General features: G+C 64.2%; 15 protein-coding genes. 5 read left to right on the top strand and 10 right to left on the bottom strand.

Going from position 1 to position 17,055, the window contains the following annotated elements; genetic code table 11:
* Positions 1 to 69: 69 nt before the first annotated feature.
* The 5 genes from V4T21_RS17290 to V4T21_RS17270 all read left to right on the top strand — a co-directional run bounded on the left by V4T21_RS17290 (position 70) and on the right by V4T21_RS17270 (position 6,921).
* Positions 70 to 1,254 carry an efflux RND transporter periplasmic adaptor subunit gene (locus V4T21_RS17290; RefSeq protein WP_332719179.1) on the top strand — a complete coding sequence of 395 codons (1,185 nt, stop codon included), beginning with the start codon at positions 70 to 72 and terminating at the stop codon, positions 1,252 to 1,254.
* Positions 1,255 to 1,389: 135 nt separating this feature from the next.
* Complete coding sequence (locus V4T21_RS17285; RefSeq protein ID WP_332719177.1) at positions 1,390 to 4,503, top strand: efflux RND transporter permease subunit; 3,114 nt, start codon at positions 1,390 to 1,392, stop codon at positions 4,501 to 4,503.
* Positions 4,504 to 4,651: 148 nt separating this feature from the next.
* Positions 4,652 to 5,056 carry a hypothetical protein gene (locus V4T21_RS17280; protein WP_332719175.1) on the top strand — a complete coding sequence of 135 codons (405 nt, stop codon included), beginning with the start codon at positions 4,652 to 4,654 and terminating at the stop codon, positions 5,054 to 5,056.
* 175 nt (positions 5,057 to 5,231) lie between these two features.
* Positions 5,232 to 6,440 (top strand): MFS transporter, encoded by a 1,209-nt coding sequence (locus V4T21_RS17275; protein WP_332719173.1) that lies wholly within the window; start codon positions 5,232 to 5,234, stop codon positions 6,438 to 6,440.
* Positions 6,441 to 6,516: 76 nt separating this feature from the next.
* The gene (locus tag V4T21_RS17270) at positions 6,517 to 6,921 is read left to right on the top strand and encodes a VOC family protein (protein ID WP_332719171.1); all 405 of its coding nucleotides are present in this window, start codon (positions 6,517 to 6,519) and stop codon (positions 6,919 to 6,921) included.
* Positions 6,922 to 6,940: 19 nt separating this feature from the next.
* Here the strand turns inward: V4T21_RS17270 and V4T21_RS17265 are convergent, their stop codons facing one another.
* The 10 genes from V4T21_RS17265 to V4T21_RS17220 form a co-directional block, all read right to left on the bottom strand.
* Positions 6,941 to 7,819 carry an MBL fold metallo-hydrolase gene (locus V4T21_RS17265; protein WP_332719169.1) on the bottom strand — a complete coding sequence of 293 codons (879 nt, stop codon included), beginning with the start codon at positions 7,817 to 7,819 and terminating at the stop codon, positions 6,941 to 6,943.
* Between the two features lie 104 nt (positions 7,820 to 7,923).
* Positions 7,924 to 8,892 (bottom strand): ABC transporter substrate-binding protein, encoded by a 969-nt coding sequence (locus tag V4T21_RS17260; protein ID WP_332719167.1) that lies wholly within the window; start codon positions 8,890 to 8,892, stop codon positions 7,924 to 7,926.
* Positions 8,893 to 8,913: 21 nt separating this feature from the next.
* Entirely contained in the window at positions 8,914 to 9,873 is a 960-nt protein-coding gene (locus tag V4T21_RS17255; RefSeq protein WP_332719165.1) for an ABC transporter substrate-binding protein, read from the bottom strand.
* Positions 9,874 to 9,944: 71 nt separating this feature from the next.
* Complete coding sequence (locus V4T21_RS17250) at positions 9,945 to 10,850, bottom strand: sucrase ferredoxin (protein WP_332719163.1); 906 nt, start codon at positions 10,848 to 10,850, stop codon at positions 9,945 to 9,947.
* Positions 10,850 to 11,842 (bottom strand): ABC transporter substrate-binding protein, encoded by a 993-nt coding sequence (locus V4T21_RS17245; RefSeq protein ID WP_332719161.1) that lies wholly within the window; start codon positions 11,840 to 11,842, stop codon positions 10,850 to 10,852. The genes V4T21_RS17250 and V4T21_RS17245 overlap by 1 nt, the downstream gene beginning before the upstream one ends.
* Before the next feature lie 12 nt (positions 11,843 to 11,854).
* The gene (locus V4T21_RS17240) at positions 11,855 to 12,826 is read right to left on the bottom strand and encodes an ABC transporter substrate-binding protein (protein ID WP_332719159.1); all 972 of its coding nucleotides are present in this window, start codon (positions 12,824 to 12,826) and stop codon (positions 11,855 to 11,857) included.
* An 8-nt stretch (positions 12,827 to 12,834) separates the two neighbouring features.
* The gene (locus V4T21_RS17235; protein ID WP_332719156.1) at positions 12,835 to 13,905 is read right to left on the bottom strand and encodes a FecCD family ABC transporter permease; all 1,071 of its coding nucleotides are present in this window, start codon (positions 13,903 to 13,905) and stop codon (positions 12,835 to 12,837) included.
* Entirely contained in the window at positions 13,902 to 14,924 is a 1,023-nt protein-coding gene (locus tag V4T21_RS17230) for a FecCD family ABC transporter permease (RefSeq protein ID WP_332719154.1), read from the bottom strand. The genes V4T21_RS17235 and V4T21_RS17230 overlap by 4 nt, the downstream gene beginning before the upstream one ends.
* Positions 14,921 to 15,763 (bottom strand): ABC transporter ATP-binding protein, encoded by an 843-nt coding sequence (locus V4T21_RS17225; RefSeq protein ID WP_332719152.1) that lies wholly within the window; start codon positions 15,761 to 15,763, stop codon positions 14,921 to 14,923. Before V4T21_RS17225 ends, V4T21_RS17230 begins: the two co-directional genes overlap by 4 nt.
* A 144-nt stretch (positions 15,764 to 15,907) precedes the next feature.
* Entirely contained in the window at positions 15,908 to 17,053 is a 1,146-nt protein-coding gene (locus tag V4T21_RS17220; protein ID WP_332719150.1) for an alpha-hydroxy acid oxidase, read from the bottom strand.
* Positions 17,054 to 17,055 lie beyond the last annotated feature (2 nt).

Raw genomic sequence — 17,055 nt, 5'->3', positions numbered from 1 at the left:
AGGCGGCTCGCATTACGAGTTTGTAATTTATCCTGATCGACTGCTGCTGGTATTGACCAGAACCGTCCAATGGCTGTGAGGTCCGGCTTGCTCAGGCAAATTACCGTTTCAATTGTCCTCCTGGCTGCAGCCTTCTTCGCCTGGCTCTATTGGGCGCCCGGCGCGCCGGAAACGCTTGCCCGAGTGGGTATTACGCTGCCGTTCGGGCCAGAAACCGCGGCGGTTACGGCCACCGGTCCGGTTGGGGGAAATGGACGTCCGGGCGGCGGCGGTGGCAGGACGACCAATGTCATCACCACTGACGTCAGCGTCGTGAGGATCAACGACACGCTGACCGCCATCGGGGAGGGGACGCCCGTCCGTTCGGTGACAGTCACGGCGATTGCGGCGGGTGAACTCGCGGACGTCGCCGTACGGCCCGGCCAGGAGGTTGAACGGGGGGCGACCATTGCCCGTTTCGACAGCGCCGCCGAGCAGATCGAATACGATGTCGCCGAACTGGCGGTAAGCGATGCGCGCAGCACGCTCACCCGTACCGAGAGTCTCGCGGGCGGCAACCTCGTGCCCGCTACGACGCTGACCGCGGCGCAGCTGGCGGCGGACAATGCCGAACTGGCCCTGCGCGACGCAGCCGTGGCTTTGTCACGCCGCACCGTCACCAGTCCGATTGCCGGGACGGTCGGGCTGATCCGCGTTACGCCGGGCAATTACCTCCCGGCACAGACGACCATCACCACCATCGACGACACGTCTTCGATCCTCATCGATTTCTGGGTGCCCGAACGCTATGCAGCGCAGATCCGGCTGGGCATGCCGCTTACGGTGGCGGCGGTGGCGCTGCCGGGACAGACTTTTTCCGGGGATATCACCGCGATCGACTCCCGCATCGACCCGGCCAGCCGCACGCTGCAGGTCCAGGCCGAAATTCCCAATCCGGAGAGGGCGCTGCGCGCCGGCATGAGTTTCACGGTGACGATGAATTTCCTCGGTGAGGACTATCCCGCCGTCAATCCGCTGGCGATCCTGTGGTCGGCGGAAGGGTCCTATGTGTGGAAATACGACGATGGCATCGCAACCCGCGTCATGGCCGAAATCGTGCAGCGCAACAGCGACGGGGTGCTGGTGCGCGCCGATCTGGACCGCGGCGACGCTGTCATCACCGAGGGCATATTGCAACTGAGCGAAGGCGCGCGGGTCAATTTGCTTGAAGGTCCCGACGGATCGGGCGCCGAAAGTGCGCAGGTGCAGAACTAGAGCGCTTCCAGCAGAAGTGGATACCACTTTTGCGGTTCGGAAGCGCGACCACAAAGACTTGGAGCAATTGAGCGATTCGAAGAAAAGCGAAAATGCTCTAACCCGTTTTCGCTTTCCTTGAGAAAAGAGGCCGCGATGTCGATTGCAAAAAAGAACGAGCAGGGCGGGGCCATCGCCACCCTTTTCGTGCGCCGGCCCGTGATGGCCATCGTCATCAACGCCCTGATCGTGGTGGCGGGGCTTGCCGCCCTGCTCGGCATCGAAGTGCGCGAGCTGCCACGGGTGGAAAGCCCGGTCATTTCCGTTTCGACGAGTTTCCCCGGCGCGGCGGCCGAAACCGTCGACCGCGAGGTCACAGCCGTTATCGAAGGCGCTGTGGCGCGCGTGCAGGGGGTTTCGGCCATTTCGTCGAGCTCGTCGGTGGGCCAGAGCCGCGTGACGCTCGAATTCGGCGAGGAAACCAATCTCGATATCGCAACCTCCGACGTGCGCGATGCCTTGAGCCGGGTCAATCGCAACCTGCCCGACGACGTCGAAGCACCGACCATTTTCAAGGCGGACAGCGACGCCCAGCCCGTTATCCAACTCGCCGTGACGTCCGATACGCTCAGCACGGCCCAGCTCAGCGATCTGGTCGAGACCACAATTTCAGAGCGGCTGGCCGCCGTCGAAGGCGTGGCGGAAGTACAGGTTTATGGCACCCGCGAGACGGCCTTCGAGATCGACGTCGATCCGGTGCGGCTGGCCAGTCACGGGCTGACGGTCGCCGATATCCGCACGGCGCTCTCGACCATCGCACTCGACGCTCCGGCGGGGTCGATCAACGGGCCCAATCAGAACATTTCCGTGCGCGCCATTTCCGAAGTCACCACCCCCCAGGACTTCGCCGAAATCATCATCAACGGCCGCACCCGGCTCGGCGATGTGGCCAGCGTCGTGTTCGATGCGGCGGCCAGCACGTCCTCGATTCGCTCCAACGGCCAGCCCGGTATCGGGCTGGGCATCGTGCGGCAGGCGCAGTCCAATTCGGTTTCCATTTCCCAGGCCGTCCACGCTGCCGTCGAAACGCTCAACCAGGTGCTGCCTCAAGGGGTTTCCATCGCCATTTCCTCCGATGAGGCGGTGTTCATCGAAGGCGCGCTGCACGAGGTCGAGATCGCGCTCGGCGTTGCCCTCGTGGCGGTCATCGCCATCATCTACGTGTTCCTGCTCGACTGGCGCGCCACCATCGTGCCGGCCGTCGCCATGCCGATCGCGCTGCTGGGGGCGGTGGCGGGAATGTATCTGGCCGGTTTCTCGCTCAACATCCTCACGCTTCTGGCGCTCGTTCTCGCCACCGGGCTGGTCGTCGACGACGCCATCGTGGTGCTTGAAAACATCATGCGGCGCAAGGCCATGGGCGCCGGCCCCCGCGCCGCCGCGGTGCTGGGCACCCAGGAGGTGTTCTTCGCCGTGGTCGCGACGACTCTGACGCTGGTCGCCGTGTTCGTGCCGCTCTCTTTTCTCGGCGGCCAGACGGGCAGGCTGTTCCGCGAGTTCGGCTTTACCCTGGCGATCGCGGTCATGCTATCGGCGGTGGTGGCGCTCACGCTGGGGCCGATGATGGCCTCGCGCTTCCTCAAATCGAACTCCTCCGATCATTCCGGCGGGCCGCTCGGGGGGATCGGGCGTGTTTTCGCAACCGCCTATCGCGGGTCGCTCAATCTCGCCCTGCGCAATCCGCTGGTCGTCGTCCTGGCCGCGCTGCTTTTTGCGGCCTCGGCCTTTTTCGTCTATGGCGATCTGCGCCAGGAGATCACGCCGTCCGAGGACCGGGCGCAGATTTCCCTGCGGATTCAGGCACCCAACACGGTCAGCCTCGATTTCACGCGGACGCGCCTCACCCAGGTCGAAGCCATGCTCCAGCCCTATCTCGAGAGCGGCGAGGCCCAATCGATCTTCGTGCTTTCCGGTTGGGGCTCGGGCGGCTCGCTCACCCTCACGCTGGCGCCATGGGGCGAGCGTGAGCGCAGTCAGCAGGAGATCGCCTCGGAAATCAGCGCGCTCATGGCCAATGTACCGGGGGTACGCGCATCGGTGGGCCAGGGCAACAGCCTGGGGATTCGCGGCGGCGGATCGGGCTTGCAGTTCGCCGTGGTCGGTTCCGACTACACAGTGCTTGCGCAAACGGCCAACGAGATCGCCGCGGCGCTCGAAGAGAACGGCAATTTCGGCAGGGCTTCGGTCAGCTATGACGCAACCCAGCCACAACTGACGCTGACCGTCGACAGGCAGCGCGCCAATACATTGGGCATCGACATCAATGGGCTGGCGGCCACCATGCAGGCCATGATCGATGGCAGCGATGTGGGCACCGTCTTTATCAACGACGAGAGCTACAGCGTGCGCATGCTCTCGACCAGCAACCCGATCAACGATCCGCGCGACCTCGAAAGCCTTTTCGTGCGCACCGGCGACGGGCGCTACGTGCCCATGTCGACCATCGCAACGCTGACCGAGGCGCCGGTTTCGCCGTCGCTGCGCCGTGAAGAGCAACGCCGCTCTGTGCCGGTCACCGCCAGCCTCGAGGATGGCCTGGCCCTGGGCGACGCCTATGCCGAGATGCTCGCCATCGCCGGCCCGCTCCTGCCCGAAGGCACCTCGATCATCCCGCTGGCCGAGGCCAAGACGCTGGGCGAGGCCAACAACGCGCTGCTGGTGACCTTCGGCTTTGCCCTCGTCATCATCCTGCTGGTTCTGGCCGCCCAGTTCGAGAGCTTCTGGAGCGCCATAATCGTGATGACCACGGTTCCCTTCGGGGTGGCGGCGGGGCTCTATGCCATCCTGCTGACAGGGGGCAGCCTCAATATCTACAGCCAGATCGGCCTTGTCCTGGTGGTCGGCATCATGGCCAAGAACGGCATCCTGATCGTCGAATTCGCCAATCAATTGCGCGACCGCGGCATGCCGGTGGCTCAGGCTATCGAGGAAGCGTCCAATATTCGGCTGCGTCCCGTGTTGATGACGATGATCGCCACAATTCTGGGCGGCATGCCGCTGGTGCTGGCGGCGGGCGCCGGTGCCGAAGCGCGCATCGCTCTCGGCTGGGTCATCGTCGGGGGGCTCGGATTTGCAGCCGTCGCGACGCTATACCTTACCCCCGTCGCCTATCTGCTTCTGGCGCGCTTCAGCAAACCGCGCATCGAAGAGGAAGCGCGGCTGGTCGATGAACTCGACGCTTTGGAGAACAAACCGACGCCTGCGGAATAATCGTCCGCGTGGGTTTCCGGGAGGCGTGCTTGGGCGACCGCCTGGCCTAACGCGGGTTATTGGACCCGCCCCGGCTCGGAACGCGATTCCCCTCGAAAGGTTAACGATTGAGCGCGACGCTCATCAAAACCGTTCGAGGAGGAACGAAATGACCATCAAATCTCTTGTCTCGCCTATTGCTCTCGCGGCTGCCGCCACCCTGGCCCTGAGCTTTCCGGCCTTCGCCCAGACCACGGTTGGCGACCAGCAGGTCAGCGATGAAGATCTGCCCGCCGTGACTGAACATTGCACGATGCTCGCCGAGGAAGGTGCCGGTGATGCCGCTGCCCCCGCAGACGCGGCGGGCGACGCTGCCGCTCCCGCGGACGCCGCGGGTGATGCTGCCGCCGGTGCGGCGGCAGATGCTGCTGGCGATGCTGCAGCAGGCGCGGAAGCCCCCGCAGACGATGCAGCGGCGGCTGGCGACGCGGCAGCCGGGGCCGATGCGGGCGCCGCCCTCGACCTCGAGGCCATTACCCTTGAAGATTGCCAGGCCGCAGGCCTCGTGGAATAGTTCGTCCCCTCTGGCAGACGATAAAGATGGCCGTCCCTTCGGGGCGGCCATTTGCTATTGCGCTCTCTCCTCTGGCGCCCTGGGCGCCGAAGCGCTACCTTCAAATCGTTCCGCTCAGTCGTTGGCTGCATTTCGTGGCTCGATGCAGCCATCCATTCCAGCCACGATTTTCCCCATGACAACGACGACCCTATCCGCCGACCGCCCCAGAACCCATATGGCCGTGCTGGTCATTCTTGGTTTCACCCACCTGCTCAACGACCTGATGCAGTCGCTGATCCCGGCCGCCTATCCGATCCTGCGCGATGCCTATGCTCTCGATTTCGTGCAGATCGGCATGATCACCATGACCTTCCAGATCGCCGGCTCGCTGCTCCAACCGGTGATCGGCATGGTAACGGACCGGCACCCCGCACCCTATTCGCCGGTCGTGGGCATGATGTTCACGCTCTCGGGGCTGGTCAGCCTCGCCTTTGCCGACAGCTATGGCGCGATCCTCGTGTCGGTGGCGCTGATCGGCATCGGTTCGTCGATCTTCCACCCCGAGGCCACGCGCACCGCCCGCTACGCGGCCGGAGGACGGCAGGGGCTGGCGCAGGGTATCTTCCAGATCGGCGGGCAGGCGGGCGGTGCGCTCGGCCCGGTTTTCGCGGCACTGGTCATCGTGCCGTGGGGTCAGCCGAGCCTTGCCTGGTTCGCGGTCGCAGCCCTGGTGGCGATGATGCTGCTGACCTGGATCGGCAGCAAGCAGCGCGATATCGGCGCCCAGTTCGCGGCGGCTCGATCCAAAGCCAAGGACGACCGCCACACGGCCGTCCGGCACGCGCCCCTCACCATCGGCGTCGGTCTCGTCGTCCTCACGCTGCTGATGTTTTCCAAGAACGCCTACAATGAGAGCTTTCGCTCCTTTTACACCTTCTATCTGATGGAGCGGTTCGGCCTCTCGATCCCCTCCGCCCAGATGATGCTCTTCGTCTTTCTCCTGGCCGCCGCCGTGGGCGTGCTGATCGGCGGTCTGGTGGGCGACAGGATCGGGCGTCAGCGCGTCATCTGGATTTCGGTCCTGGGACCGTTGCCGCTGACGCTGATCCTGCCCTATGTCGATCTGTTCTGGACGGGCGTTCTGACCATATCGATCAACCTCGTCATGGCCAGCGCCTTCGCTTCGATCCTGATCTATGCGATGGAACTTCTGCCCAACCGCATCGGCCTGATCGGCGGATTGTTCTACGGCCTCAATTTCGGCCTGGGCGGTATCGCGGCGGCCATCCTGGGCGGGCTGGCCGACAGTTACGGAGTGGAAGCCGTCTATCAACTGTGTTCCTTCCTGCCTTTGGCAGGGCTGCTGGCCTGGTTCCTGCCAAGGATCGATGAAGCCCGCTGAACCGGCGCCTGAACCGGTCACATTCTCGTTCAAAAACCTTGCTAGGTTTGTTGAATGAACTGAGGGAGGAATGTTCATGAAAGTCGTTGCCAACATCGATTTCGACGGCGATTGCCGTGAGGCCTTCACCGCCTATGCGCGGATTCTGGGCGGCGAAATTCGCGGCATGATCAGCCATAGCGACATGCCCGAAATGGCCGAGGACGTTCCCGAGGATCGCCTCGATCGCATCATGCACGCCTGGATCGATATCGGCGATCAGGCGCTGATGGGCCAGGACATTCAGGATTTTTCCGGCCGCAAGGGCTATAGCGTCACCGTCTCGGCCGATTCCGTCGAGGACGCCCGCCGCATCTTTGAAGCGCTGTCCGAAGGGGGCAACGTGCTCATGCCGTTTGAGCCGCAATCCTGGTCGCAGGGCTTCGGCCTGACCGAGGACCGCTTCGGCGTCACTTGGGTCATCGACTCGCCCGCGGCCTGACCGGAAAACGTCCGCTGGATCACCACGTGGCGCCGTTCAAGGCATTGAGCGGAAGCTTGAGGTAGCGGGTTCCGTTGGCTTCGGGCTCGGGCAGGCGCCCGGCATTGATGTTGATCTGCAGGGCATGCAGGATCAGCTTTGGCATGGGCAGCGTCTTGTCGCGGGCCTCGCGCAAGGCCACGAACGCCTCTCTGGTTCGCGGTTCCGACAGATGGATATTGGCCGCCTTCTGCTCGGCGACGGTGGATTCCCATCGGGGCTCGCGGCCTTCGGGCTGGTAGTCGTGGCCGGTAAAGACCCGCGTTCGGTCGGGAAGGGCGAGGATCGCCTGGATCGAGGTCCAGAGCGTGGCGGCGCTGCCGCCGGGGAAATCGGCCCGCGCCGTGCCGCCATCGGGCATGAACAGCGTATCGTGGACGAAGGCCGCATCGCCGACGACATAGGTGATCGACGCCAGCGTATGGCCGGGCGAAAGCATCACCCTGGCATCGATGTTACCGATATTGAATTTTTCGTCATCGGCAAAGAGCTTGTCCCACTGGCTGCCGTCGGCGGGCAGATCGGTCCAGTTGTAGATGGCTCTCCAGAGCTTTTGCACCTCGACGATCTTTTCGCCGATCGCGGTGGGGGCGCCGGTCCTGGCCCTGAGATATTGCGCGGCCGAGAAATGGTCGGCGTGGGGATGGGTGTCGAGAATCCATTGGACCGTATAACCCTTCTCGCGCACGAAGGTTAAAAGCCGATCGGCCTGGACAGTATCGGTCGCGCCAGATTTCTCGTCATAGTCGAGGACGGGGTCGATGATGGCGCATTTGCCCGTTTCGGGATCGGCCACCACATATTGGATCGAGAAGGTTCGCGGCTCGAAAAAGCCGGTAACGTCAGGGTGTGGGGCCATGCGCTCCAATCCTTCATTCTCAGTGAAGGATATCGTCCATGGCCTGGGCGCGCTATTTCTTTGTTGGCCTCCGGGCGAGAGTCCCGCCCGGAAAGCCGGGATTTTTATTGGGCGATCGGCTCGAAACGCCGGCCGCTGATGTGGGAGATGACCGTATAGGCCATGACGCCCAGCGCGTAATAGGAGGCGGCCGAGGCCTCTTCACGGGGCATGATGATCATCTGGTTCTGCCTGCAGGCGTGCAGGAACTCGCAGAAATTGGGCACGACCTGTTCGAGGTGTCCGAGCGCGTCTGCGGGGGTTTCCAGCGTGTCGGTGCGATAGGTGACGAACAGGAAATCGGCGTCGAGTTCGGGCAGGGTTTCGGCGCTCATGCGCTCGAATTCGCCCTCGGCGATCGCTTCGACCCGCTCGGGAAAGGCAAAGCCGGCGTCGCGCAGTACGCGGCCCAGACCGCCATAGGTATGCCAGGAGAGAACTTCCCCATCGACGCCCTGGATGACGTTGACCGAAATCGATTCGGTATCGATCAGGCGCCTGATCTGCTCGATCTGACTGTCATAACGGCCCTCGAGAATGGCGAGGGTGTCGGTCGTGCCGGTGAGTTCGGCCAAGGCCTCGTACATCCCGAAATCGCCGCGCGCCGTATCGTCGAGGACGATGGTGGGGGCGATCGCTTCGAGCTGTTCGACGGACGCCGTTTGCCAGGGCGTGGTGATGATGAGATCGGGTTCGGCCGCCGCCACTGCCTCGATATCGACGGGGAGGTTGCCCAAAAATTCGATGTCCGAATTGTCGAAATCCACCCCGGTCAGAACCTTGGACGAGCGGATGAAACCCTCGCCAGCCTCCGTCGTGCGACCGTGGCTGGCGACGGGATAGACGCCGAGCTCGATCAGCGGAATGGTGATCGAGAGGTCGTGCAGGGACGCGATGCGCTGCGGGTCGGCAGGAATTTCGACGGTGCGCCCGGCATCGTCGACAAATTCGCGGGTTTGTTGGGCAAGCGCGGGCATCGCAAGCGTGGTTGCGACGGCTATGCCGACGGCAATGAGTGCCTTCGATAGGGTCATGATTTTTCTCCCAATCTCAATTTACTGCTCGAGCGCGACGTAATCGCGGCCGGCCACGTGGGAAGCGACGATCTGGGTGAGGGCGGTCAGTGAATCATAGGTGGCCGAGGAGGCGATCTCGCGCGGGACGTAAACGATCTGGCCGTTGCGGCAGGCGTGCATCACCTCGCACCAGCCGGGCAGCACGTCATCGAGCGCCGCACGGGCCATGGCCGGGCTTTCACCGCGCTCGGCGGCGTAGGTCACGAAAATGAAATCGGCATCGAATTCGGGATAGGATTCGCCCGAGAAAATCTGCCGCTCATTGCCGGTTATCGCATCGATGGCCGCCGGAAACACAAAGCCAGCATCGCGCAGAACCTTACCCAGCGAACCGTAGGTGTTCCACACATGCAGTTCGCCATTGCTGGCCTGGATCACGCTGACCGTGACAGTCTCCGGATCGACCAGGGCATCGATCATATCGAGCTGGGTCTGATAGCGGGCCTCCAGCATGCCGAGCACATCGGTCGTGCCCGTCACTTCCGCGACGGTGCTATAGACCTCGAAATCGTCCATCGTGGAGATGGGAAAGACATAGGTGGGCGCTATGGAGCGGAGCTGACCCACATCGGCGGTCTGCCAGTCGGTCGTCAGGATCAGATCCGGTTCGAGCGCGGCGACTGCCTCCACATCGGCCGGCAGGTTTCCGACGAAGGCGATGCCCGAATTGTCGAAATCATAGCCGGTGATCAGCTTGCCCGAGCGGATATTGGGTTCGGCGTTTTCCGCCGTGCGGCCATGGCTGCCCACCGGAACGATGCCCAGTTCGAGCAGCGCCACGGTGAGCGACGTGTCATGGAGCGAAACAACGCGTTGCGGCTCGGCGGGCTCCGCCACTTCCGTGCCGGTGCCGTCGGTATAATCACGCGTCTCCTGCGCCATGGCGGGCGCGATCGAGAGGGCGAGCGCGGCGGTGATCAAAAGGGGATTGGGTATCATGGAAAAATCCTGACTGTTTATGTCGTTGGTTGAATCGGTGCTCGGCAGGTGCGGGCTGCCGCAACGCCGGTTCACGATGCCTTGGACAAATGTTTAAGACACCAGCGGATCTCGTGGTTGCCGCCGCCCTTGGCGACGACGCCGCAATTGCCCTGGATGTGGAAGGTTCTGGCGCGCAGGGTGATGGCGAGCCTGTCGGTGCCCAGATCGGCGGTAAGGGAAAGCTCGTCGCCCTCGGACGAGGTCTGGGGCAACCCGTCGTGAATGAGCCGGACCGTCGCCGCCCCCGCGTCATTGTCCGCCGCCCATTGCAGCGCCGCGAGTTCGGCCACCTGAAGGGGCTCGGGCTCGTCGGTGCGGCCCTTATAGGCGGGCAGGAAAATGCCGCCGCGCGAAAGGGTTTCGAGAAAGGCAGGCGCCTGCCCGGCGGTCATGCGCCCATAGCGCTGGCGCTGGGGCATGACGACGAGCGAGGCGGCGAAGCGGCAACCGCCCAGATGGGTGGCCTGAACGATGTTGAACTCGGCCGGGTCGGCGATTGCGACCAGCGCCTTGTAGGTGGAAAAGCCGTATCGCGCGCAACACGCGTCCCGGCGGGAATCGGTACAGACCAGAACCGTGATGCGCGGATCGAATTGGCCGGCAAAGACCTCGCCGGAAGCATAGTTCGAGATCGCGGCGATCAGCTCCGCCTCGCTGTCGAAATCGGCGGAAATCGATTCCGGCAGCGCGGTGAGGCGGGGCAGGGTCTCGGTTTCGCCCACGCGATCGACCAGCGCGACGTGCAGCTTGCTCTTGGTCGCCTCATGGATGGCTTTGGCGAGCTCGGGGCTCATATCCGCCGATTCCCAGCGTGGCGTGCGCCATTTGCCGCGCGGCCAGGCGAGCATCAGAACGCGATGGGGCGCATCGCCGGTGCCCTGATGCGGCTCGCCCCTTTCCAGGCACAGATCGCGGCAAAAGACGTGGCTGGCCATTATTGCCCCGCTTCCGCCAATGGGGCGAAGGGGCGGCCGACCACATGGGCCTCGACAAGTTCGAGGGCGAGATCGAGCGAGGCCATGGCCGAACCGAAGGCCGGGCCGGGCAGGAGGAGGAATTGCCCGTTCTGGCAGGCCGTCAGGGCCTGGCACCAGCCGGGGGCGAATTTCTCATAGGCCGCCATGATGGTTTGGGGGGTGGCGTCGGGCTGCTGGCGGTAGAAGCCGAAAATGAAATCGGCGTCCAGATCCTGGATCAACTCGGGGCTGTAGCTGATCTGGGGCTCTTCGAGCGAAGCGATGGCTTCGGGCTGGGCGAAGCCGATATCGGCCAGGACCTGGCTGATGGCGCCCAGTCCCGAGCGATAGACCCAGAGCTCCTCGCCCTCGGGGAACATGAACGTCAGCGACACCGAGATTTGGGAGGGATCGCCAATGAAGGTTTTGAGCTGGTCCACATGGTCGAGATAGCGCTGGTAACGCGCTTCGAAAACCGCCGCCGTGCCGCTCGCATCGGCCAGGGTCCGCATTGTCTCGATGAGCCCCAATTGCCCATTGTCGATCACCAGAGTGGGCGCGATAGTCTGGAGCTGATCGATAACCGCCGCGTCGGTATAAAGTCCGCCGATGATCAGATCGGGTTCGAGCGCGGCGATGGCCTCGACGTCGAGATCGTTGAAGAGCCCGACGAATCGAATGTCGGTATTGGAAAAATCGATCCCCAGTGTATCCATGCCGCCGCGCAGGAACGCGGTGCCGTCCGCATCGAGCCGGCCGGCGCTGCCCACCACCGGCGCGCCCATTTCATAGAGCGGCAGGGTGAGGATCTGGTCGTTGAGCGCAACGATGCGTTGCGGAGCGGCGGGAATGTCGAATGTGCCGTTGTCCGCCGTGAACTGGCGGGTGTCCTGACCGTGAGCGGGAAGGATTGCCAAGGTCGATACGAAAATCAGGGCCAGCGCCCGGCCAAGCGATTTCAAAAGCGTCATTTTCGTTGGTCCTCAGCGGTCATCGGCGTGGGTTTCGGGATCGCCATCGAGGGCGGTTTCGATCATGGGAACGATGTTCTCGATGACATAGGGCAGGCTCAGGAGCGTGGCGTGCGAGAAGGCGCCGGTCATCTCCTTGCCGGCGAGAATTTCGCGTCCCTCTTCGACCGCCGAGAGATAGGGCCGGTCGGTGAGCGCCAGGACGTCGTCGAATTCTCCGCTCGACGAAAGCCAGACGATCAAATCCCCATCGAGGGCCGAGAGGTCTTCGAGCGACAGCGACGCCCAATAGGGGCTGTCCTCGGTGGCCAGGGCCTCGATGGGCTCGGGGGTTTCAAACCCCATATCGGCCAGCAGCTGGGCGCGGATATCGCCCGAGGTATAGGCGCCCGGATCGCCCTGGGCACGGATCGCGGCGACTGAAACGGTGAGCCCGTCCCATTCGGGATGGTTTTGGGCGACCTCGGCGAGCTGATCGCGGATGGCTTCGACCTTTTCCTCGGCCTCCTGTTCGAGCCCGAGGGCCAGCCCGAGACGTAGCGCCCGGTCGTCCCAGCTCATATCGTAATTGCCCACGCCCGGCGGCACCGCGACGACCGGGGCGATCTGGCTCAGCCGATCGAAATCGGCCTGGGTGATGTTGGACCAGAGCGCGATGATGACGTCCGGGTCGGCGGCCAGGATCGCCTCGAAATCGAGATCGCCGCGCACCACGTAATCGGGCACGTCTTCGAGCAGCGCGTCGGCCCAGGGCCAGACCACGCGCGGATAATCGCCGAACCAGTATTTGATCACCACCGGCTGGACGCCGAGGGCCAAAAGGTCATCGGCGCCCGAAGCGTCGATGGTGGCGACGCGCACGGGGCGTTCGTCGATGACCGTCGTGCCGTAATTGGTCTCGATGGTCACCGGAAAGTCCTGCGCGATGGCCATGGCCGGTGCGGCCAGCACGGTTGCGGCGAGAACGAGGGCAGTGGGTTTCATGGCATTGCTCACAGATGCGATTTGGCGGAGGCCCTTTGCAGGAGATAGATGAAGACCGGAACGCCGATGATGGAGGTGATGAGGCCGGCAGGCAGTTGGATGGGGGCGAAGGCGGCGCGCCCGATCAGGTCGGCGACCGAAACCAGCACGGCACCGCAAAGCGCCGTAAGGATGGTGCCGAGCCCCAATCCGGTCCGCGCGATGCGCCGCGCGGCGTGGGGGGCGATGAGGCCGACGAAACCCAGGGGCCCGACGATGGCGGTGGCCGCGGCGGCAAAGCCGACCCCCACCGCGATCAGCCCGTAACGCGCCCATTTGACCGGGGCGCCCAGCCCGATGGCCGTGCCCTCGCCCATGCGCATCACCGACATGACGCGGCTGAGCATCAGCATCAGCGGACCCAGCACCACGCACCAGAGCGTGACGACGTGAACGTCGGTCCATGTGGCGGCGTTGACCGAGCCGGCCAGCCAGGAGAGCGCCGACATGGCCCTGTCAATATCGCCATAGGTGAGCATGGCCGAGGTGATCGAGGAGATGAAGGCCGAGACCCCGATGCCGAGCAGAATGAAGCGGATGGTGTTGTTGCCGCGTCTCTGGAAGCTCAGGGCCTGGACGAGGGCGGCGACCAGAAGCGCGCCGCCGAAGGCGATGACCGGGCGCAGGCCGTAGCCGAGCTGGGGGAAGACGACGATCGCCGAAACCACAGCCAGCGCGGCGCCCTGGCTGATGCCGATCAGCGAGGGATCGGCGAGCCCGTTGCGAGTGACGTTCTGCATCGCCGCCCCCGAAAGCGCCATCATCGCGCCGGCCAGCGCGGCGACGAGCGCGCGCGGCAGGCGGAACTGCCAGACGACATTGTCGATGGCCGCTGAAACGGTGTTGCCCGAAAGGGTGGCGAGCAGGGTCGAGAGATCGATATCGTAGCTGCCCAGCGTCAGGCTGACCGCGAGGATCGCCAATTGCAGCAGCAGGAGGATGGCGATGGCGACCAGCCCGCGCGTGGGAAGCCGCAGGGCGACCCGCTCATTGCCCGAGCGCAACACCCAATGGCGTTCGGCGGAGGTCGTCGTGCTCATCGCGCCCGCATCCGCACCAATTGAACAAAGACCGGCGCGCCCACCATGGCGGTGATGATCCCGGTCGAGATTTCGCGCGGCGGGATGGCGATGCGGGCGATGATGTCGATGCCCAACAGATAGGCCGAGCCGATCACCGCGCTATAGGGCACGATCCAGCGATAGTCTGACCCCACCAGCAGCCTTGCCACATGGGGAATGACCAGGCCGACGAAGCCCATCGGCCCGACCAATGCCACCGAACAGGCGGTGAGCACCACGACGACGCCGAGCAATTGCAGCTTGAGCGGCCCGGTGCGCACCCCCAGCCCCTTGGCGACCTCGTCGCCCATGGCGAGCGCGGTGACCTGCCGGGCCAGCGCCAGGCCCAAAAGCAGCGCGATCATGATCCACGGGCCGGTGATATAGAGCATTTCGATATCGCGGCCGGCCAGCGAGCCGGACAGCCAGACGCGCAGATTGTCGAAACTGTCTTCGTTGAGAAGATGGGCAATCGAGATGATGGCGCCCAGGAACGCGGAAATGGCGGCGCCCGAAAGCGTCAGGGTCAAGGGCGTCGGCCCGCCCGGCGCCCAATGGGCGATGCAATAGACCACCAGCGCGGTCGCCAGCGCTCCGAGCGCCGCGATCCAGGGCAGCCAGTAGAGCGAGGCCGGGCCGAAGAGGAAGGACGCCATGACCACGGCAAACGAGGCGCCGGCCATCAGGCCCAACAGGCCGGGATCGGCCAGCGGATTGCGCGTCACCCCCTGCATCAGCGCCCCGGCCACCGAAAGCGCCGCACCCACCGTGAGCGCGATTAGCGCGCGGGGAAGACGCAGATCCCAGATGATCATGTGGTCGAAGACCGTCGGGTCCCGCGCGACGAGGGCGTCGAAAACCGTTTTTAGCGGCAGCGCCTTGGCGCCGACAGCGATATGGAGGGCGAACAGCACCAGCGTTGCACCGAGCAGCACCGGAATGCCCGAGGCGGTCGCGGCAAAACGCCGGGAACCGGCTGTCGGCGCGGTGGCGCTCATGCGACGCGCACCGCCGCCTTGCGGCTCGCATGCGCGCCCAGCGGCACGCAGACCAGATGGCCGGTCGTCTTGTCGCGCATCACATGGGCGTTGAGATCGAAGACATCCTTGAGCCGTTCGGAGGTAAAGATCGCATCGGGCGCGCCCGCGCAGACGATCCTCCCCTCCTTCATCATCACCAGATGATCGGCATAGGCGGCCGCGAGGCTGAGTTCGTGCAGCACGACGACCAGTGTGCGTCCGCCGCTATGGGCAAGATCGGCCAAAAGCTCCATGAGATCCACCTGCACCTTGAGGTCGAGGAAGGTCGTGGGTTCGTCGAGCAAGAGCAGATCGGTCTGCTGGGCGAGCGCCATGGCGATCCAGCAGCGCTGCCGCTGGCCGCCCGAGAGCGAATCGATGGGCCGGTCGGCAAAATTGGTGACCGCGGCGGTGGCCATGGCAGCCTCCACGACGTCCTCATCGTCGCGCGTCCATTGCCGCATGAGGCCCTGATGGGGAAATCGCCCCTGGGCGACAAGCTCGCGCACAGTCAGCCCTTCGGGGGCGATGGGGCCTTGAGGCAAGAGGCCCAGCGCGCGGGCGACCTCACGGCTTTTGGTGGCGTGGATCGATTTGCCGTCCAGCAGCACGGAACCAGCGCTCGGGGTGAGAATGCGGCCCATGGTCTTGAGCAGGGTCGATTTGCCCGATCCGTTGGGGCCGACCAATATGGTCATCTTGCCCGGAGCAACGCTGAGGGAAACCTCCGAGAGGACGGGCGGGCCGTCATAGCCGGAGGTGATGGCCAGGGCCTGGAGCCGCGCGGCGGCCGTGCCGCTATCGAGACGATCACTCATGCCGCGATGTCGTCCTCATTGCCAATGCCGGCCGGGCTCATGCCAGTGAGGCAAAACCTCCGTCCATGCCGACGCACCCTGGGTTCGAGGTTCGGTCATAATAGCTGAAGTTGACCAGTGCAATCATATTATGAAGCGCGCCGGTCAGCGGATCTTGAGATTGTCCCGCCCGAGCTCTTCGATCCGGCTTACGCCCATCAGGCGCATGGCGCGTTCGATCTCGATTTGCATATTGCCCAGCGCGCGCTCGACCCCGGCCTGACCGGCCGCGGCGAGCGGAAAGAGATAGTAGCGGCCCAGTCCCACGGCCTTGGCCCCCATCGAGAGTGCCTTGAGCACATGAGTGCCGCGTTGCACGCCGCCATCCATCATCACGTCGAGCCGGTCGCCGACCGCATCGACGATCTCGCCGAGCTGCTCGAACGCTGTGCGCGAGCCGTCCAATTGCCGGCCGCCGTGATTGGAGAGCACGATGCCTGTGCAGCCGATATCGGCGGCCTTGCGAGCGTCGGCCACTGACATCACGCCCTTGAGGCAGAATTGCCCGCCCCACTGCGAAACCATCTGTTCCACATCGGTCCAGGACAGGCTGGGGTCGAGCATTTCGGTGAAATATTTCGAAATCGACATCGTGCCCCCGCCCATGTCCACATGGCCGTCGAGCTGGGGCAGCGAAAATTTTTCATGCGTGAGATAGTTGAGCGCCCAGGCCGGCCGCATGGCGAACTGGCTGATCCCGGCGAGGTTGAGCTTGAAGGGAATCGAAAATCCCGTCCGCTTGTCGCGCTCGCGATTGCCGCCGGTGATCGAATCGACGGTCAGCATCATCACATCGACACCGGCCGATTTGGCCCGTGCCATCATCTCGCGGTTGAGGCCGCGATCCTTGTGGAAATAGAATTGATAGACCTGTGGCCCCGGCGCGATCCGGCGCGCTTCCTCGAGACTGACTGTGCCCAGCGAGGACACCCCGAACATCGTCCCGTATTTATGCGCGGCGGCGGCAACGGCCCGCTCGCCCTGGTGATGGAACAGGCGCTGGAGCGCGGTGGGCGAGCAATAGACCGGCATGGCGAGCTTTTGCCCCAATACGGTCACCGACATATCGACCTCATCGACCCCGCGAAGGACGTTGGGGATGAGATCGACAGTCTCGAAAGCCGCCGTGTTGCGCCTGTAGGTCACTTCGTCATCGGCGGCACCGTCGATATAGTTGAACACCGGTCCGGGCAGGCGCTGCCTGGCCATGCGGCGAAAATCCTGGAAATTGTGACAGCTCCCGAGCCGCATGG

The sequence above is a fragment of the Pelagibacterium mangrovi genome (genome assembly GCF_036662815.1).
In the GTDB taxonomy this organism is placed as follows: domain Bacteria; phylum Pseudomonadota; class Alphaproteobacteria; order Rhizobiales; family Devosiaceae; genus Pelagibacterium; species Pelagibacterium mangrovi.
Note: the sequence above shows the minus strand (reverse complement) of the source record. Positions and strands in the feature narration are given on the sequence as shown.